This is a genomic window from Polyangiaceae bacterium (assembly GCA_016715885.1).
Classification (GTDB): Bacteria; Myxococcota_A; Polyangia; order Polyangiales; family Polyangiaceae; genus Polyangium.
On sequence record JADJXL010000025.1, the window covers coordinates 695,936 to 715,352 of the forward strand.

At 61.9% G+C, this 19,417-nt stretch carries 14 protein-coding genes; 8 read left to right on the plus strand and 6 right to left on the minus strand.

What is annotated here, in order from left to right; all coding sequences use genetic code 11:
* Positions 1-10: 10 nt before the first annotated feature.
* Complete coding sequence (locus tag IPM54_37885; GenBank protein ID MBK9265547.1) at positions 11-742, plus strand: FKBP-type peptidyl-prolyl cis-trans isomerase; 732 nt, start codon at positions 11-13, stop codon at positions 740-742.
* On the opposite strand, the gene IPM54_37890 is transcribed toward IPM54_37885, so the two are convergent.
* Together IPM54_37890 and IPM54_37895 are read right to left on the minus strand one after the other, a co-directional pair.
* Positions 651-1,508 (minus strand): serine/threonine protein kinase, encoded by an 858-nt coding sequence (locus tag IPM54_37890; protein MBK9265548.1) that lies wholly within the window; start codon positions 1,506-1,508, stop codon positions 651-653. The genes IPM54_37885 and IPM54_37890 overlap by 92 nt on opposite strands.
* Before the next feature lie 74 nt (positions 1,509-1,582).
* Positions 1,583-2,011 (minus strand): tellurite resistance TerB family protein, encoded by a 429-nt coding sequence (locus IPM54_37895; GenBank protein ID MBK9265549.1) that lies wholly within the window; start codon positions 2,009-2,011, stop codon positions 1,583-1,585.
* Positions 2,012-2,186: 175 nt separating this feature from the next.
* On the opposite strand from IPM54_37895, the gene IPM54_37900 reads away from it, so the two are divergent.
* Both IPM54_37900 and IPM54_37905 read left to right on the plus strand, forming a co-directional pair.
* Positions 2,187-2,873, plus strand: coding sequence for a sel1 repeat family protein (locus IPM54_37900; protein ID MBK9265550.1), 687 nt, complete (start codon positions 2,187-2,189; stop codon positions 2,871-2,873).
* A 140-nt stretch (positions 2,874-3,013) separates the two neighbouring features.
* The gene (locus IPM54_37905; protein ID MBK9265551.1) at positions 3,014-3,208 is read left to right on the plus strand and encodes a small, acid-soluble spore protein, alpha/beta type; all 195 of its coding nucleotides are present in this window, start codon (positions 3,014-3,016) and stop codon (positions 3,206-3,208) included.
* 62 nt (positions 3,209-3,270) lie between these two features.
* On the opposite strand, the gene IPM54_37910 is transcribed toward IPM54_37905, so the two are convergent.
* A complete protein-coding gene (locus IPM54_37910) occupies positions 3,271-7,017 on the minus strand; it encodes an isoleucine--tRNA ligase (protein MBK9265552.1) in 3,747 nt (1,248 codons plus the stop codon).
* Between the two features lie 51 nt (positions 7,018-7,068).
* Entirely contained in the window at positions 7,069-7,359 is a 291-nt protein-coding gene (locus tag IPM54_37915) for a hypothetical protein (GenBank protein MBK9265553.1), read from the minus strand.
* Positions 7,360-7,600: 241 nt separating this feature from the next.
* Here IPM54_37915 and IPM54_37920 point away from each other — a divergent pair, with 241 nt between their 5' ends.
* The 4 genes from IPM54_37920 to IPM54_37935 all read left to right on the plus strand — a co-directional run bounded on the left by IPM54_37920 (position 7,601) and on the right by IPM54_37935 (position 12,760).
* A complete protein-coding gene (locus IPM54_37920) occupies positions 7,601-9,769 on the plus strand; it encodes an OmpA family protein (GenBank protein ID MBK9265554.1) in 2,169 nt (722 codons plus the stop codon).
* Between the two features lie 237 nt (positions 9,770-10,006).
* The gene (locus IPM54_37925; GenBank protein MBK9265555.1) at positions 10,007-10,603 is read left to right on the plus strand and encodes a hypothetical protein; all 597 of its coding nucleotides are present in this window, start codon (positions 10,007-10,009) and stop codon (positions 10,601-10,603) included.
* Between the two features lie 10 nt (positions 10,604-10,613).
* Positions 10,614-11,516, plus strand: coding sequence for a matrixin family metalloprotease (locus IPM54_37930; GenBank protein ID MBK9265556.1), 903 nt, complete (start codon positions 10,614-10,616; stop codon positions 11,514-11,516).
* Positions 11,513-12,760 carry an HRDC domain-containing protein gene (locus tag IPM54_37935; GenBank protein ID MBK9265557.1) on the plus strand — a complete coding sequence of 416 codons (1,248 nt, stop codon included), beginning with the start codon at positions 11,513-11,515 and terminating at the stop codon, positions 12,758-12,760. Before IPM54_37930 ends, IPM54_37935 begins: the two co-directional genes overlap by 4 nt.
* Here IPM54_37935 and IPM54_37940 read toward each other — a convergent pair whose 3' ends face one another.
* Together IPM54_37940 and IPM54_37945 are read right to left on the minus strand one after the other, a co-directional pair.
* Positions 12,761-13,630, minus strand: coding sequence for a hypothetical protein (locus tag IPM54_37940; GenBank protein MBK9265558.1), 870 nt, complete (start codon positions 13,628-13,630; stop codon positions 12,761-12,763).
* Between the two features lie 7 nt (positions 13,631-13,637).
* Complete coding sequence (locus IPM54_37945) at positions 13,638-15,140, minus strand: hypothetical protein (GenBank protein ID MBK9265559.1); 1,503 nt, start codon at positions 15,138-15,140, stop codon at positions 13,638-13,640.
* A 296-nt stretch (positions 15,141-15,436) separates the two neighbouring features.
* Between IPM54_37945 and IPM54_37950 the strand changes: the two genes are divergently transcribed.
* On the plus strand, positions 15,437-19,366 hold the full coding sequence (locus IPM54_37950) for a protein kinase (protein ID MBK9265560.1): 3,930 nt from the start codon (positions 15,437-15,439) through the stop codon (positions 19,364-19,366).
* The last annotated feature ends 51 nt before the right edge of the window (positions 19,367-19,417 follow it).

Genomic DNA, 19,417 nt, shown 5'->3' on the forward strand with positions numbered 1-19,417 from the left:
GGGACGCATGATGGCCCCTCGCAAGCTCTCTTCATTCACGACCGCCCTCGCCTTTGCCCTCGCCGCCACGTGGGGATGTGAACAGAAGGTCCCCGAGCCGGCGCCAGAGCCTCGCGCTGCCGTCCAAAAAGAACCCGAAAAGCCCGAACCGGCAGACCTCATCAAGGAAGACGTTCAAGTGGGCACGGGCGCCGAGTGCAAAGAAGGCGACAAGGTCAAAGTGCACTACACGGGCAGGTTGCTCAAGACGAACTACATGTTCGATAGTTCGGTTGGAAAAACCCCCTTCGAGTTCACGCTTGGCAAGGGCGAAGTGATCAAGGGCTGGGATCAAGGCGTCGTCGGCATGAAGGTCGGCGGCAAACGCAAGCTCACGATCCCGTCGAAGCTCGGGTACGGCGACAACGGCAGCGCCCCGAAGATCCCCGGCAAAGCAACGCTCGTGTTCGACGTCGAGCTGCTCGAAATCGTTGCTCCTCCAACGGAAACAAAGGACGGCGACAAGGCCAAGGCTGGGTCGGACAAACGGAGGGGGGGGGGGAGGGGGGGGGGGGGGGGGGGGGCCCCGGGGGGGGGGGGGGGGGGGGGGGCGTATTTCGAGCGATGTCGACCGACGATTCGGGGCGCGCAGCAGATGATTCCGCAGGTTGTCACCGCCAAACGACTTGGCGAAGATCTTCCCAAACTTCACGGGCGTACTGATACCGGTACGCATCTCGGCGACGCAGCAGCTTGGCAATGACGTTGCCCACGGGTGTTCCAAGCGCTTCGGCCTTTTTGCGCGGACCGCCATCGGAGATCTGCCGAGCGATCTCGGGATACGGAACCTCCACGTCGATGGCGGGTGTGCCCGTGTGCATCTGATACATCAAGAGCCCGAATTGATAGAGATCGCTCTGGGTCGTCGTGTAGCCCGCCGTGACGAGCTCGGGCGTGAGGATCTTGGGGTTTGCGACCTGCGGCCTGAACCAACGCGTGCTGCCTTGGAGCTGATGCGCGACGCCAAAGTCGGTGAGCTTCACGATGGGTGAACGATCGATCTGCGAGATCAGCACGTTGCCCGCGTGCAGGTCCGAATGCACGACGCCGCTGTCGTGCAGGTACTGGAGCGTCATCAAGAGCTGCCGGCAGATTTCTGCGAGTAGCAGATCCGGAAAAGGGCTTCCTACGAGCGCCTTGAGGCTCGTGTCACATCGTTCGAGCGCCAAATAAAAGAGGTAATTGTGCTCGAACGCGTCGTGGATGTAGACGATGTTTGGATGGCGAAACCGCTCCAAACGCTGGAGCTCCTGCGACCATTCGTCCCGCACGGCCTGGTAGGATTTGTTCGCGGGACGAAGCATTTTGAGCGCATAACGTTGGTCGAAGGGGCCGATGCATTCGTACACGGATCCGTACTGACCATCGCCAATGAGCGCGCCAACGACGTACGTGCCTCGGGCAGACGTCAGCGTCGTCCCTGGGACCGGGAACGGAATGAGGTGCGAGCCGGTATGGGACCAGTTCACGATCGGTCAACGTAGCAAGATTCGCGGCATGGGGCGCATCCGGGGCGTGCCCTGAAATCGGGCACCAAAGGCCGTCATACCGCTTGAGCGTCGCCCAGAAGTTGGTCCGTAACGGAACGTTCGACGCCAAGGGCTGTGCCGATTTCGTACATCATCGCGCGCTCGGAGTCGGTCACCTTGCCATCGGCCATGATGACCCCGATTGCCAGGCTCAACGCGACCTTGCATGCACTGGGACTCCCGAGCGTGGCGCGCGCCCCGGCAATCAATGCAGCCGTACCCGTTGCACGACGGGCGGCATCGAGACGCGCCACGATCTTGTCGAGCATCTCGGGGGTCACTTTACGATCCGTCAGCGATTGGACGCTGCGCACGAAATGCTGCCGCTCCTCGGGAGCGAAGTCGCCGTCGGCGTACGCTGCGAGATACATGATTTCAATGAGCGCCTCGATCTTGGGCTCATCGAGTGTATGCGCGGACCGCAAGGAGATGGGGCTGCTCATGAATTCAAGTCCTACACTGTCCCGCCCCGAGTCAAAAGGCTAGCGTCTCCATCCACGTTCACCAAGGGCGTTTGGCCGTGACGCCCCGAACGATTCCACTCGGGAAAGTAGCGGGGTCGCGCAGTGTCTATGGCATGCTTGTTCGATGCGACGAATCGCACTGCACGCGGCCATCATGGCAACCCTGATCGTCGCCACGACTGGATGCGGTGCAGCATCGGGAACCAGTCGACCAGCATCCAACGTGGGCGCATCCGAAGAGCCCAAAGCAGCCGCTGATCCGCCTGCGAATCCCGCTCCATTGCCCTTTCGTCTTCCATGCGGCGACAGCGATTTCGACGGCTGCACAAAGGGTTGTGACGACGGCGTCACCGAAGATTGTGTGACCCTTGGCGCAATTTATTACGAGGGTAAAGGAATCGAAGCGAACCCCGCACGCGGCATCGAGCTCTTTCGTGGCGCATGCACCCAAGACAGCGCACGCGCATGCATCAAGCTCGCGGACCTCTATCACGCTGCCGTGCTTGCCGACGATCCTGCCGCTGAAGCGGTGTTTTACGGCCGAGCTTGTGAAGCAGGCGCAAACCGCGGCTGCTTGGGCGCCGGCCGCGCCTACTTGGAAGGACGTGGGGTCGAACGCAGCCCCACGTATGCATCGAAGTATTTCGCGCGCGTGTGCGACCGCGGCAATGCCGAATCGTGCCTCGAGCTAGCCAAGCTCTACGACCGGGGCGAAGGCGTGAAAAAGGACCAGACACGCGCGATGGCGCTTTACACGAAAGCCTGCCAGCTCGGTCTTGGCGAAGCTTGCGTCACCGCAGATCCAAAGGGCGAAGTCGACGCAGCACCGCCTCGGGAATGAGCGCCCGACCAAGTTCGTCCTGGAAATACACCTCGACGTCCGTGCACGACGTCCCCACGTGACCGTGAGAGCAACGACGCCTCAACGCGGACAATACGCACGTCCGCACGAGCCCGTTGCGAGCCAAGGGGGAGGACGAAATGGCCCAGCAGCAAAAGAATCAACCGCAGCAGGAAGAGAAAGGTCAGATGACCGTGGAAGAGGCGGGGCGCATGGGCGGCCAGCGCGTGAGGGAGCTCGTCGAGGAGGGCAAGGAGGCCGAAGGAGGAGGCCAAAGCGGCAGCTCGTCTGGCTCTTCTGGGCGCGGTCAGCAGGGCGGCGGGCAAAATCGCTGAGGATCGTCCGGACAAACAGTTTCGGGGGCGCTCGATGAGCGCCCCTTTTTCATTTCACGCCCTCAAACTTCGCGAGCGATCGTCAAGACGAGCGTTTCACCGTCGACGGCGAGCTCGCGACGTTCACCGGCAAACGACGCGTTGCCCAGTTGGAACGTACGCACGAGCGCTTCACGAGAAATTTCCTCGCGAGCTCTTTCGACGACGCGTTTTACGCGGTCGCTCCCGTCGATGGCGAGCGAGATGCGGTCGGTGAAGCCGAGTTGGATGTCTTTACGAAGCCCTTGCACGCGCGAGAGGATTTCACGCGCCAAACCTTCGTCACGAAGCTCGTCGGTCAAAGCCGTATGCAGCACGACGACGCCGGTTTTGCCGCCTGCAGCCGCGAAGTCCTTGCCGGCTTCGACGACGACTTCAATTTCCTCGGTGCCGAGCGAAACGGCTTCACCGTCGATGTCGATGGAGACCGAACCGTTGGTCACGAGCTCGCTGCGAAGAGCCGCTGCGTCGGCTTTGGCGAGGATCTGTTTGGCAATTTGAACTTTCTTGCCGAGCTTCGGGCCGAGCGCGCGGAAATTTGGTTTGAGCACGTACCGAACGGCCTGACCCTCTTGTCCCGGTTCGAGGAATCGCACTTCGTGCACGTTGATTTCTTCCGCGATGAGCGCCGCATGTTTCGCAAGCGCCGCACGCATCGAATGGCTCGACACGACGATGTCTGCGCGCGACAAAGGCTGGCGAACCTTGAGCTTGTTCGTGGTTCGGACTTGCAAACCAAGGCTGACGAGCTCTCGTACGGCGCGCATTTCAACCGCGAGCGACTCGTCGATGGCCGCGGCGTCGGGCTCGGGCCAAGCGACGAGGTGCACGCTTTCGGGCTGAGACGCGGGCCAGGGCGCACGCACGAGGCTTTGGTACAGTTCATCCGCGAAAAACGGCATGAACGGCGCAATCAGCCGCGCAATCGTCACGAGCGATTCGTACAGCGTGAAATACGCGTCGTGTTTGTCCCGCGCTGCCTCGGCCGATGCAGCTTCCGTGGGCGACCAGAACCGAGCACGTGAGCGACGGACGTACCAATTGGACAGCGCATCGACGAGGTCAACGAGGCGCTGCGCGGCTTCGTACAAGCGGTAGTTGTCGAGGTGCTGGGTGACGTCGCGCGTGGCGAGCGCGAGCTCGGAGAGGAACCAGCGATCGAGGAGCCCTCGTTCGGTGACTGGCCTGTAGCCTTCGCTTTTCGCGAGATCCGCCGGAGAAAGCCCGCGTGCGTCGGGGTTTTTCTTGGCCGGGTTGAAGCCGTCGATGTTCGCGTAGATGACGAAGAACGACCAGACGTTGCGGATCTTGATGGCGAACTCTTTTTGCGTCGCGCGCACGTTCGTGAGCGAGTGACGCGTGTTCGTCCAGGGGGGCGACGACGCGTAGAAGAACCAGCGGAACGCGTCGGCGCCGGGAGCCGGAGCGCTCGGGTCTTCGACGTACACGCGGCTGTCCTTCGGGAGCCGCGGGACATCGTTCGGCATGATCCGAAGCGGTTCGGCATGCGGGGAGAGGCCGAGCTTCGCGATGTCTGCGTCGGACAAAGCCACGACGCGACGGGGCAGCTTGAGTTTGCCCGTGGCGGGGCGCAGTTCGATGGGAAAAACCTGGCCCGTGCGATCACCGCGATACAGGTGCACTTTCGCGCTTTCGCCCGACAGATCGAGCCCTTCGTAATCCTCGCGAGCGATGTACGCGGTCCCTTCGGGGATGCTGCCGACCTTGGCGTTTTCCCCGGTCGCTGCGACGAACTCCATCCGTACGCGGTCGAGGATGATCTCGGGCGGCGTGTAATTTCCCTTGGATTTGCTTTCCTTTTTGCCTTCGCGATCACCGACGTGTCCGAGCACCACGCATGTTTCGTACGGGAGTGGATAATTTCGGACCCTGGACAAACCCACCTTCTTCTGCGTTTCCTCGTCGAAAACCAGCGTGGAGATCATGAGCAGCGAGTAGAACCAGCCGCGCGTCTGATCGATCGCTTCGCTGATGAAGTCCGCGGGGAACGCTCGGTCGAACTTTTCGTGCGAGCCCTTCGCATGGGGAAAACCCCACTGCGCAAAGGGCATGGCCCCCGAGTCGTACCAGCAGTCGATGACGTCGCCGACGCGCCGATAGGTGCCCTTCTCGCCTTCCTTTTGGAAGGTGATCTTGTCGATCCACGGTTTGTGCACCAACAAATGCTCGGCCATCTTGGGATGCGTCTTGGCGAGATCCGCCTCGATTTCCGCGACGTTGTTGCCGAGTTTGCCGCGGAGCGTCGCGACCGAATCGATGGCTTCGATCGAGCCCGTGACGTCGTTGACCCAGATGGGCAACGGCGTGCCCCAGTAACGTTCGCGCGACAGAGCCCAATCGACGTTGTTGGCAAGGAAGTCGCCGAAGCGCCCACTCTTGATGTGCTCGGGTAGCCAATTGACCGTTTGGTTATTGGCGATCGCGCGATCGATGAGTGCGGTTGTCCGGATGTACCAAGCCGGACGGGCGTATTGGATGAGCGGGTCTTCGTCCGATCGCCAGCAGAAGGGGTATTCGTGGCGATACGTTTCAGCATGAACGAGTTTGCCCGCGTGCTCGAGGTCCTTGATGAGGTCCTTGTCGCTGTCTTTGACCCAGCGGCCGGCGTACTTGCCCATCGCATCGATGAACGTTCCGTCCGGTTTTACGGCGCAAAGGAGGGGCAAGTTGTGGTTTGTCTTGAGGAGCGCGCGGTGTGCGGCATGGTCGTCTTCGCCAAACGCAGGAGCGATGTGCACGATGCCCGTACCAGCATCGAGCGTGACGAAATCGGCTGTGATGACGCTGTAGACGGCCTCGTGCTCTTTGGCTGAAGCGGCAAATAGGTCGAAAGGCGGCGCGTACTTCTTTCCGACGAGATCCGAACCTTTGGAGGTCGAAAGAATGGGCAAGTCTTTGCCGAGTTTTTTGGCAATGGATTCACGCAGTCCTTCGGCCATGACGAGCTTGCGATCGCCTGCATCGACGACGACGTAGTCGAAGTCGGCACGAACGGCGGCGTACATGTTCGAGGGCAACGTCCACGGGGTGGTTGTCCAGACGCACAGCGCGGTCGTGGGATCGTCGACGAAGGGAAACGCCACGAAAACGCTGGGATCATCGACGGTTTTGTACCCCTGCCCGACCTCGGCAGCGGACAGGGCGGTGCCGCCTTGAGCCCACCACCAAACGACCTTTTCGCCCTTGTAGAGCAGGCCTTTGGAATAGAGGTTCGCGAGGGACCACCAGACGCTTTCGACGTAGCTGCGGTGGTAGGTGACGTAGGCATCTGGAAGGTCGACCCAGAAGCCGATTTTGTCGGTGAGTTTTTCCCAGGCGTCGGTGTAGCGAAAGACGGATTCGATGCAGCGCGCGACGAATGGTTCGACGCCGTAACGTTCGATGTCGGCTTTGCCGTGGATGCGCAGCTCTTTTTCGACTTCCACCTCCACGGGCAAACCGTGCGTGTCCCAGCCGGCTTTTCGAGGGACGTCGTAGCCGCGCATCGTTTTGTAGCGAGGGAAGACGTCTTTGACTGCACGTGTGAGCACGTGTCCGTTGTGGGGCATGCCGTTGGCGGTGGGCGGACCTTCGTAGAAAACGAATGTGCCTTTCGATGCCCCGGTAGCTCGCGAGCTTGCATTCAGCGTCTTTTGGAAGATTTGTCGTTCTTTCCAAAAAGCGAGGATTTTGGCCTCGTCGGTGGGGAAATCGAGTTCGGGGCGAACGGGTTCGAAGAGTTTTTCCCGAGAGGAAGGGCCGCCATTCATGCGCGGGCGTCTAGCATGTTTCGAGCGGCGTGGGATGCGGGACGTGGCTGTTCATTGTGCCAAGCCAGGTTCGACCTTGACGCCAAGCTCATCGAGCTCTTGCGATGCACGCTTGGCAAAGCGGCTCGATGGGAAGCGCCTGACGATGTAGAGCAACGTGGATTTGCGAGCATCTACGTTGCCTTGCTCGCGGAATTGTTCGGCAAGTCCATAGAGTGCTTCGCCGGGCTCTTCTTCGATGGCGCGTTCGGGGTCGGGGTCGCGAGCGCATTGAACGGGGGCGGACGCGATCGATCCGAGAACGACGAGCGCGATCGAAATTGTCTGAATGGACGAGGGCACGGCGGCAACTGTATCAGCGATGTCGTGTGCTCAGCGCGCGATCACGGTCTTGCTGCACTCGTGAACAGTGCGCGTTCTGGGTACTCGACCGGTGATTTTGTGCGGGTTTCTGGGCCGTCAAAGACTGAGTCCGTATATACAGGGAGCACCCGGCTTTGCTCGGCAGGGCGCGTCGTTGACCACTTTTCATGCGTGAATACGCGGAAAAACCGGCACGACGGATCGAGAGGTCAGTTACGCGATGCGAACTTCGATGGGAACCAAGTGGCTCTTCTGCATGACGGCGATGGGGGCCGTTGCAAGTGCCGCCGCAACAGCCGACGCACAAGAGTCCGGTGCGCCTCAATCGATCGCGCTTGAACGGTTTTACGCAGCTCCCGCAGGCGATCGGTTGTTCGGCGTGCCCTCGCCGTATGCTGCCGGGCACAAGGTGCCGCATGTGGCGCTGTACATCGATTATGCCCATGACCCCTTGATTCTCCGCCGAAAAGACAACCTCGAGTACGGCGCGAGCGTCGTGAGCAATCAGTTGTTTCTCCGGGCAAACGGATCGTTTGCCCTATGGAACCGCCTCCTCATCAACCTCGACGTACCCGTTGCGCTCATCCAAACCGGCGACGATGCGCCCAACAAGTTCAACATCCGATCCCCGAGCGGTCCGGATTTCGGCGACATCCGTCTCGGCCTGCGATTTCGCATCCTTGGCGAGTACGACAGCAGATTTCAGCTCGGCGTGAATGGGTACTTCTGGTTTCCCACGGGCACGGGCAACTATGTGACCGATGGTTGGTTCCGCGGATTGCCTCAGGTCGTCGTTGGCGGGCGCGTGATTACCGAGCGGCTGCCGGCCTTCGTGTACTCGGCGGCGGTAGGTCCCGAGATTCGATCGGCGATTCAATATTTCGACAGGATCCCGTTGGGATCGACGTTTTCCATCGCCGGCGGCGTCGGCGTTCTGCTCGGCAAAGACAAGCAAATTCAAGTCGGTCCGGAGTTCAGCGTCATCACGTCGCTGCGCCAAGTGACGGATCAGAACCTGAACGCGGAACTGCTGTTCGGCGGCAAATACCGGTTCATGACGAACTGGGAAGCCGGCCTCGCGCTCGGCCCCGGTTTGTCCGGGGGCATCGGCACACCCGACGTGCGTATGGTGGCATCGGTCGCGTACACGCCACCTTGGGCGCCGAAAGACACCGATGGCGACGGCATCTACGACCGTGAAGACGCGTGCGTGCAGATCAAGGGCATCCGGCACAAGGATCCGAAGAAGCACGGTTGTCCGTCCGATCGCGATGGAGACACGATCATCGACGTGCAGGACGCGTGCCCCGACGTGAAGGGCATTCTGCATCCCGATCCGCGCAAGAATGGTTGCCCGCCCGATGCAGACGAAGACGGCATCCTCGATCCGGTCGACGCGTGCGTGACGGTCAAAGGCATCCCGCACAAGGATCCGAAGAAGCACGGTTGCCCGTCCGATCGTGACGACGACGGCATCTACGATGCGGTGGATGCTTGTCCGGACGTCAAGGGCGTGCCGAACAAGGATCCGAAGAAGCACGGTTGTCCGCCCGATCGTGACGAAGACGGCATCCCCGATGCGGAAGACGCTTGTCCGGACGTACCGGGTATCCGAACGGGTGATCCAAAGACCAACGGCTGCCCCGGAGACACCGATGGCGACGGCATCCTCAACGACGTCGACGCGTGCCCCGACGTCAAGGGCGAGCCGGATCTCGAGAATCCTGCGCAGCATGGATGCCCGAAGCGCCAGAACGTCGTCATCCGCGAAGGCGAAATCGTCATCTTGCAGCAGGTGCAATTCGACACGGGCAAGGCGACGATTCGGCCGGTCAGCAATCCGCTGCTCGACGAGGTTGCCGCGGTGCTGAAAGAGCATCCCGAAGTGCTGAAGGTCGAGGTTCAGGGGCACACGGATCCGCGTGGCGGCAAAATCCTCAACACGAAGCTCTCGCAAGCGCGCTCCGAGTCTGTCCGGAATGCGCTCATCAAGCGAGGCATCGAAGGCGAACGCATGACGGCCATGGGGTATGGATTCGACAGGCCCATCGCGACGAACAAGACGGCCGAAGGGATGCAAAAGAACCGTCGCGTGCAGTTCATCGTCCTCGAACGCAGGCTCAAGGACGGGACGATCAAGAAGTACGACAACGCGCCGCCTGTCGTGGTCGAAGAGACCAGGACGACGGGAGGTCGACCAGCGCCGAGGCCAGGTGGTCCGGCCAAACCTCCGGCTGGTCCGGCCAAACCTCCGCCCGCACCAGGCAAAGCTCCGCCGGCGAAAGCTCCGCCGGCGAAAGCTCCTCCGCCGGCCAAGGCTCCTCCGCCGGCGAAACCTCCCGTCAAGCCTCCGCCGCCGCCCGTGAAGAAAGCCGGCACGAAGAAGTAAATTCGTACGACGCTGAACGAGACGTCGGAACGTCCTGCAAAACGGCTCCGACGTCTTCAGTTTGCCCTTCCAAACATTACGTCCACGTAGCAGCTCGCCAGCAAATCCGTCCGCGAGTCACTCGATTGGCTTCGTTTCATCCGCTGCCATGCAAGTCACTCGCCCTGGACGGCGTCGGAGCGTGTTGTGAACACCGCGCAGCAGCCTCGGTGCCGCTTCGGTGGTATCCTCGCCTCCATGCGTGTTCGAGCATCCGTCCTAGCCGCGGCGTTCATCGTGCCGACAGCCCTCGTCGCTTCCCCCAATGTTCGTTCCGTTGGTCCTCGTTCGGCCGAAGCTGCGATTTCGATCGTGGTTTCGGTCAGCGAGCTGGTTCAGACGGCGACGCACGTCGTCGTGGCCAAAGCGGTGGAGCAACGGGGCATGTGGGAGGACACGCCGACAGGGCGGAGAATCGTGACGTACACACGCATGGACGTGGAACGTTCGGTCGTTGGAGACGTGGGATCGAGCGTGTGGGTGCGGACGCTCGGGGGCACCGTGGGTTCGACGGGACAATGGGTATCGGGTGAGGCGGCCATTGCCCCGAATTCGCGTTCGCTGCTGTTTTTGCACAAGTCTGGCACCGCGTTCGCCGTCGCAGCGATGGCGCAGGGGCATTACCCCATCGTGGTGACCGATGGTGCGGTCCCGCGGCTTGCGGGCAGCCCGGACACGGGAACGCTTCTTTTGCGCCGAGGGCCGACGATCGCGGCGCGCGAGGTTCTCGTCGGCAAAACGCTCGACACGGCACTGCAAGTCATCGCGGAGGCAAAGCGTGCGCAGCGAAAGTAAAGGCACTGCAATGCACATGCGCGTCGCCATCGCCGCGATGTTCGCGCTCGTCGGCACTCTGTATGCACACAGCGCCTCGGCCTACTGCCGCACGACGAGTTGTCCGGGGGTCGGAACCGGCGCGCGCTGCGAACCGGCTTTGCCCACCGATTGCGGCAAAGAGTTGTTCTGGAAAAACCCTTGCGTCAGCTTCTCGATGCAGCAGGACGCAAGCACTCAAGTCTACATAACAACGGCCACGAAGATCTTCGAAGAGGCGTTCGCTCTTTGGACGAACGCCGATTGTGGCGGAGGCAAACATCCGCGCATCAGCGTCGTGGACCTCGGTCCGGTCGAGTGTCGCGTGCACGAGTACAACAAGAAAGCGGGCAATGCGAACGTGATCATGTTTCAGGACGCGGAGTGGCCGCATGCCGGGGGTGGCAGCACGCTCGCGCTGACGACCGTGACGTACAACGTGGATACGGGGGAAATCTACGACGCCGACATGGAGCTCAATTCGGCGAACGTCGCATTCACGACTGGCGACAAGGACGTCAAGTACGACTTGGCATCGATCGCTGCCCATGAAACGGGGCATTTTTTGGGTTTGTCGCACTCGACCGATGGAACCGCGACGATGTTCTCGGATTATTCGCCAGGAGCAATGGGCCTCCGGACGCTCGAGCCCGACGACATCAAAGCGATTTGCGCGGCATATCCTCCAGGCGATCCGATTCCATCCACCTGTGATCCAACGCCTCGCCGAGGATTCGAATCGGTATGTTCGCCTTCGCCCATCGCCGAAGACGATGGGAATTGTTCGACGACACCCGGCGGGACGCGAGCACCGAATGCGATGGCTGCAGCATCGCTCCTTTTGGCATTTGGTTGGTTCACCAAGCGTCGCCGAGATCGTTCACGTCGTTCATGACGAAGCCCCCTCACCTCCTGCGCGACTGGACACTCGTTCAAGACGTCGTGGAGCTCGCGGCCGTCGTCGATCGAGCAAGTGGCGCGACGACGATCGGCATCGACGTCGAGGCGAACGGTTTGTTCGTCTACCGGCCGCGGCTGTGCACGGTGCAGTTGGCGTGGGAGGAAGGCGAACGAACGAGCATTGCCGTCATCGATACGCTGCGGGTCGACATTGCGGCGTTGGCGCCGCTTTTCAGCGCGACGGTGCCCATCAAGGTGCTGCACGACCTCACGTTCGATGCACGCATGCTGCACGAGCACGGTGCGCCGATACAGAACGTGCGCGACACGTCGGTTGCGGCGCGGCTGCTCGGGTTGAAGGCAACGGGCCTTGCATCCGTGCTTGCGACGGAGCTGGGCATCGTTCTCGACAAACGCTTTCAGCAACACGACTGGTCACGTCGTCCGCTCGATCCGGCGCACTTGGACTACTTGGCCAACGACGTGGCGCATCTGCTTCGACTGGATCGCGCGCTCATGGAGAAAATAGCGGCGCTCGACATCGGCGCGGAGGTCGAAGCGGAGTGCGCATACAAGCTCGTGACGGCGCTGGCTCGTCCACGAGATCAGCGCCCCGCGTATGCACGCATCAAAGGTGTGCAGCAACTGGATCGCACAGGGCGCGCCGTGTTGATGCATCTCGTTGCCGCACGGGAAGACGTTGCCGAACGAGTCGATGTGCCGCCCTTCAAGGTCATCGCGAACGAAGTTTTGCTCGAGCTTGCGCGCAGGCGTCCGCGCTCGATGACGGATCTCGGCCGAATACGTGGAGCATCATCGGGGCGCGCTGGTCGATACGTAGCGCGGTGGATCGAAGCCATCGCGGCTGGGATCGACGCTGGTGACGTGCCCGAAAGTGATCGCATGCTCTTCGATCCGCCACCGTTCGATCGGCAAGCTGCGATGCGACGGCGGGAGATCGAGTCCAAGCTGAGCGCGTTTCGTCGAGCGGAAGCGCAGCGTCGAGGCGTGGACGAGCAAGTCGTGCTGCCGGGGCATTGCGTGCACGAGCTTGCGGCAATTCTAGCATCGACTTCAGCTCGAGATTCGGAGCTTGCGACGCGCATTGCGGCGGTGTCTGGCATCGGCGCCAAACGCGCCGAGCAATACGGCTCTGCGCTCGTGTCGCTGCTCGATACGCAAGCAAACGCCGAGAGCGCGTTCATGTCGGACGAACACGACGATGAACCGGCGTGGTGATCAAGCGGATTGGCGAGGCTGAAGCGCATCGATCGCTTCGCGGGAAAACTCGCCCACCAGGGCACGATGCGCGGCGAGGCTTTCCGGAAGCGTGGTGCTCGCATGTTTCAACAACGTGATCACGGCGTCGCGTGGGCCGCGTAAAAGAGCGCGAAGCGCCAGGGTTCGTCCTGCTGGAACGGCAATCAGCGCGATGGTTGGTCGCGACCACACGAAGGCCGGTGATTCGCGCGTCATGGAGGCGATGTCCGTAATCGGCGAGAGGTGAAGCCAGGCGGACAATGCGTTCAGAAAGTTGTCGGTCAGCGTGAGATTGTCGGCCATCCGAAACAGCGGAACGCGCTCGGCGTTCACCTGCACACGTCTCAGGTTGCGCCACGCAAGCAGGCGATCCGGTGGATCTTCGCCGCGAAAACGAGCAGATCCGGTCCACCAAGACACGGTGGTATCCGTGCGGAAAAGCTCGGTGACGCGTGCGAACGTGGCGTGACGCGACAAGGCTTCGCCAACGTCGCTGGGCGATGCGATGCGTTCGCAGACGTCGAGGACCGATGCGACCAGAAGGTCGTATCGCCGCTTCGTGAAAACGCCGCCCAAGTTGTGATTCGTCACTTGCAAGAGGTCGTTCAATGCGGCGGCCATCGCCCAGTCGGACGCGTTCGGTTCGGGCAGAACGTCGACCGGCGCAAGCAGTCGCGCGCGCCTCACGCGCGCCACGTCGAGATTCGTTCGCGTGTCGGGATCGACGATGCGTTCGTTCTGAAAAACCGTCAGCGCAGCCGGACCAAACGGGCGAGCCAGCCGGAGTTTTCCGCCCAAAACCAGCGGAACCACAATCCCCGCGACGAGCTCCTCGAACCGTTCGTTCATCGCCGAACTATGTCCCGTCCTTGGCACTGGCAGCGGCGCCGTCGAAGTCACGAAGCGGACGAAGTCCAACGCCGCCCAACGTCACCTCGGGCAATTCGGTGGCGAGCGCTGATGCGAGCGAGTCGGCAAAGCGATCAGTGCCGGCGGTGATCCACGCTTGCGCTTCGAGCACGGCGGCCTCGAGTGGAACGAAAGCTTCTTCGGGAATGCCAACGACATCGCCATCGCGACGAATGAAGAGAACTTGTCCCGGAGGCGCTCCGAGCGAGCGGTAAAGAACGTCGGCCGAGACGGCAGGAACGACGTCGTACCCTGCGGGCGCGAAGAGGTTTTCGTGCAGCTTTCGATAGAACTGGCCGACGGGAATGCATTCGATGCCCGTTGGATGACGCACGACGGCGCCTACGTCGGTAAACGCGACCCTCGCCGCGCGAAGCGTGTCGGGGCCAAGCGCATACGCGATGCGTCGAAGGACCGACAAGTCAATCGTGTCGACCCACGTTGCAGTCACCGCTCGCCAAGGTTCGAGGGTCGGAACGAGTCGCAGCGCAACGGAAACAGAGCTCGATGCGAGCGTCTTGACGATCGGGGTGGGTTTTTCCTGGCGCATCTCGACGCGGGCAAACGCACGCACGTCGCCGAATGCGGGTAGCTTGGGAATTTCGAGCGGGTCGAGTCCGTGACCGCGAAACAGTACGAGGCCCGCATCGGAAAAGACCGGGCACGCGCGGAGATTCACGGGGTGACGAAAGCCGCACTCGACGGCAGCACCTGGTGCGACTGGGACAAACATCGTGAGGCCCGGTGTGCGCGTGAGCAAAGGCAACATGCGCTCGGGCAGCGCCGGAACGCGAAAGAGGTATCGGACGACGGGCCCATCATCGAAGCTCGATTCAGGGGGCCATTCCGCGACGCCAACTTCGGCATCGACGCCGGAGCGAACGAAGTAGTGGATCATCGCCGGGCCGAGCCCTGCTTCAGCAGCGAGCCATCGTTCACCAGGTTCACGACCAGCCGAAGGGTCCGCGTGTGGCTCGAGACGAAGCACGAGCGCGCGAACGTCGATCTTTCGTTCGGCGCTGTAGCTCTGGGAAAAACTGTTGTGGTAGAGCCACAGCGGCGCGTCACCAGCACTTATCTGCGGGACGTCGTAACCAAAGGGCGCGGCAGCATCGCGATACTGAACGAAATGTCGGCTGGTGCCGGTGAACGTGTATCCGCCTGCAAGACGCGCAATTTCGGCGATGCGATCCATGCGATCGCTCGTTTCGGCCGCGAACATGAGCGTGACTTCGCGAGCACCCAGCTTGGAGCGAACGACTTCGATCGAGAGAGAACGAAGGATGTCGGCGAGCGAGCCTTGGCGCGTGTAGAGCGCGAGAAACGCGACGAGTCGATCGATGGAGGGCAAAAGAACGACGCCTTTGCCGCCGAGAGCGACACCACGTGCATCGAGGCCGAGCCCTGGCGTGCGAAGCCGAGTTTGATGTACGGCAACGCGCTCGAGCATTCCTAGCGACTCCTTCGCGAACACAGCGGACGAGCCGCGGCCTCGAAGAGGAGCGTGCTCATGTGCTGAATCATGCGAGACATCTCGATGGGGCCTCGACCGTAACGAGCCTCGCGTCTGTCACGCGGCCGGCTGTATCGATGATGCCAAGCCCGACCACGCACTCGCTGCGCCGAGGCACCGAGGCTAGGGGTTCGTAGTCAGCGCGTCAAGCGACCGCACTGCGCCGTCAACACCGCTCTTTTTGCCTGAGCGTAGATTGTGTACCCTTGGGGCCGTCGCAGTCGCGAACAAGCATGGCACGTACCCAGCAGCTCATCGCCGGGCGGTTTCAAGTCGAACGCGAAGTCGGACGCGGCGCCGTGGGCATCGTGTTTCGCGCGTTCGACACGGTGTCTCAACGCCGCGTAGCGTTGAAGATCATCGCGGCCGCAGGCGACGCCGATCATTCGGAACGCGTACGTCTTCTGCAAGAAGGCAAGCTGCTGTCGGAGCTGGATCATCCCGGCATCGTGCAAGTGGTTGCCTACGGCGCGCTCGATTCGACCTACACGGCCGCACTGGGCAGGAAGTTCGACGAAGGTGCTCCGTTCATCGCGATGGAGTGGCTCGAAGGTGAAGACCTTCTGACGCGGCAGATCCGAGCGCCTTTGACGATGCGCCAAGCGCTCGAAATTGCGCGTCAAGTCGCCTTCGCGCTCGCCGCTGCACACGACGCAGGCATCGTTCATCGCGACATCAAACCGTCGAATATCTTCGTACTTTCGAATCGTTTTCCCGACGCGGAGTCACCGCCGCAATCGACGCGCACGGCCCGGCGCCCTCGAGAAGTCAGTGAGATCCCCGAGCAACTCAAGGCAAAGCTCGTCGATTTCGGCGTCGCAACGCCAAGCGACATGGCCCTTGCGGGCAACGACGTTTTCGTGGGCACGCCCGCGTACATGGCGCCCGAGCAAGCGCGTGGAGATGCCGTCGTGGATGCTCGCAGCGATCTGTATTCGCTCGGCGCAACGCTCTTCGAACTACTCACGGGACGCCCGCCGCACATCGGGTCCACATCCATCGCAACGATCGCACGACTCGCGACGACACCTGCGCCGCGCCTGAGCGAACTGCTGCTCGAAGTGCCCGAACGACTGGAAGAGCTGGTCGCGCGGCTTTTGATGTCGGAGCCCGAGCATCGACCGGTGTCGGCACGTGAAGTGGCGCTCGAGTTCGATGCACTGTGCCGCGATGAATCGGTTCCCGAGCAAGCGAAGCCGCTAGCGCTGTCCACGGAGCCACCGCCCATCGTGGCGTCGCGGCTCGCTACGACGATCGTGGCGCTGCAAGTGGGCACGAAGGATCAACGACGACAACTGGTGGACCGGCTGCGAGCGCATGGGGCCGATGCATTGCCACTCGGTGCCGATTCCATCGTCGCTCATTTGGGCATGAAGCAGGCTCACGGTGACGAAGCGACGCGAGCACTGGATTTGGGCCGATGGCTCTGCGATCTCGGCGCGTGCATCGGCATCGCCACGGGTCGCATGCGCGTCGATAAGGTTCGCTCTGCGGGTGATGTCGTCGATCGAGCAAGCGCGCTGGCTCGAAAGGCTGGCGAAGGCAACGCGCTTGCCGACAGCACGACGAAGGAGCTCGCGCGAGGCCGTTTCCACTTCGAACCGCTGCCCAACGGCGACGTCAAGGTCGGCGCACCGGTCAAAGCACCTACGAAAACGGTGCAATTCGTCGGACGCGAAGCCGAGCTGCTCAACGCGCTGGCCGCATACGAACGCTGCGCGGAGGACACGACGCCGATCATCGTGACGATTTCTGGTCCGCCGGGAATCGGCAAGAGCCGTCTGGCACGCGAATTCGTCACGCGCGTGATGGGGCGTGAAGAGCCGCCGCTTCTGGTACGCGTACGTTGCGAATCCTTCGGTCGAGCTCAGGCCCTTGGTGTTGCAACGGATGCTCTTCGCACGCTGCTCGGGCTGCCCAAAGGCGCGAATATCGAGCAAGTCGAGCACGCGCTTCGTACGCGCAAGGTGAAGAACATCGAAGACTCACCGCTGTCTCGGTTGCTCGCAAATCAGCCCTTCGATGATGGGCTCGATGCACGCGATTCGCTGTACCTGTCGATGACCGAGTTGGCGATCGGTGCGGCGACCACGAGCCCGTGCGTGCTGATGTTCGAGGACGCTCAATGGTCCGATCCGGAAAGCATTTCTTGGATCGAGCATCTGCTGGGACGTGCGACGAATCTGCCGCTGTTCGTGATGATGGTCATGCGGCCGCTGTTCTGGCGAGACCAAGGACAACGATTCATTGGTCGAGACCACGTGCGTATCGAGCTTCGTCCGATGCCGAAGCGTGCAACGAAAGAGATCGCGCGTGCCGTCATCGGAGAAGGCGCCGACGAAGCGACGCTCGATCGCGTTGCGCAGCAAGCAGCAGGCTCGCCCCTGTTCGCCGAAGAGCTCGCGCGCGTCATTGCGGCTGGAAAAGACGTCGCAACGGCTGCGACGATCGAAGCTGCCATCCAAGTCAGTCTCGATTCGCTCGACGACGCGACGCGAGAAGCCGTCGTGCGCATGAGTGTTTTTGGCCTGAGCGTGTGGGATGCGGGCATCGCGACAGTGGGCGTTCCCGACGCGGATCTCACGCTGAAGAAGCTCATTGCGGCAGAGTTGCTCGTCGAAACGGGCGCGAGTCGGTTCTCGGGAACGCGCGAATTTTTGTTCAAGCATGCGCTCGTACGCGACGTTGCCTACGCGTCCGCGAGCGACGAATTGCGCAAGCAAATGCATGCAGCCGCGGGTGAATGGCTTGCAACGATGGGCGAGGATGCAGCGACGGTCGCGCAGCATTTCGATCTAGGCGAGCTGCACGAGAAGGCCGCGGATCATTGGGAGACGGCTGCCAAACGAGCGCTCGCGACAAACTCGCTGCAAGACGCGGTGAAAATGGCCGACAAGGCGCTCGTGTTCGCCACGGACAAACCCATCGCGTTTGCCCGCGCGGTTCTGCTCGACGAAGCGCACAGTCGCCTCGATGCACGTTCGTACCAGCGCAACGAAGCCATCCAGGCGATGGCGGAGAACGTGTTCGACGAAGAAAGCGAAATTCGTTCGGCCGGCGCTCGCGTTCGGTACGACTACGCCCTTGGAACGGGAATCCACATCGAAGAGCGCCTCATCGAGATCCGCGATCGCGCTTCAGGCATTGGTCTCGTCGAAGAAATGGCGCGCTGTTCGGCCGCGCTCGCGAATCTGTATGCGTATGCCGGTCAGCTTGCTCTTGCCGAAAGAGAAACTCGCGTTCTGCTCGATTTGACGGACAAAGGCGCCATCGATTGGGCCGCGGTCGACGCTTGGCAGGCACTTGCGGTCGTGCGTCAGACGCAAGGACAACTCGGCGCAGCGCTCGACGCTCGACGCAATGCAGCCCGTTCCGCAAAACTCGCCGGCCTTCAAGAGCGCGAAGCCATGCTCGTCACGAACCTCGGCTTCGCGCTGACCACGATCGGTGCTCGTAGCGAAGCGCTATCGCAGCTCGAAGCAGGCCTGACGAAGGCATCTGCCATCGGCAGCCCCGGCACGGTGCGTAACGCGCAAATGAACCTGCTTTGCTGGGCCGCAACGTTCGGCGCCGACAGCCGCATCGACAGCTTTCTCACGGAAACCAGAGCCAGCGCCGACGAGGCAGCGACGGGAAGTTGGGTCGTCCGCGACCGAGTCACGCTCGGCACGCTGTTTTACCGTGGATGCGAGCTGCTCCGCATGAGCGGCACGGGCAACATCCCGCGCGCACGGTCGCTCTTGAAGCTAGCGACCGAAGCTTATCGTTCCACGGAAAACCGCGACGTTTTACCCGTTGCACTGGGCTTCTGGGCCGAAGCCGAACGACGGTTTGGCAATCCGGAACAAGCCATCGAGCTCGCGAAAGAAGCGTCGCGCCTCGTCGAATCGGGGGCGCCCAGTCTTCTCAACGAGGCGTCGATCTTCCTGACGCTGCACGATGGATTCGTCGACATCGGCGACTTGAAGAATGCCCGTGACGCGGTCGAACGCGCCATTCCGCTGCTCGAACGCCGCTTGAAAGGCCTCGAAGGAACACCCTACGCGCGTGCGTTCCTGTCGAACCTGCCCCACAACGCCGCACTGCTCACTGCGGCCGAGGCATACGGTCACTTGACGCCCGGGATCGAGCACGTGCTGAGTTTGCCGCTCACCGATTTGTGACTGAACCAGCCCATCAATTCGACCCCGGGGGGTTTGGGGGGGCCGAGCCTC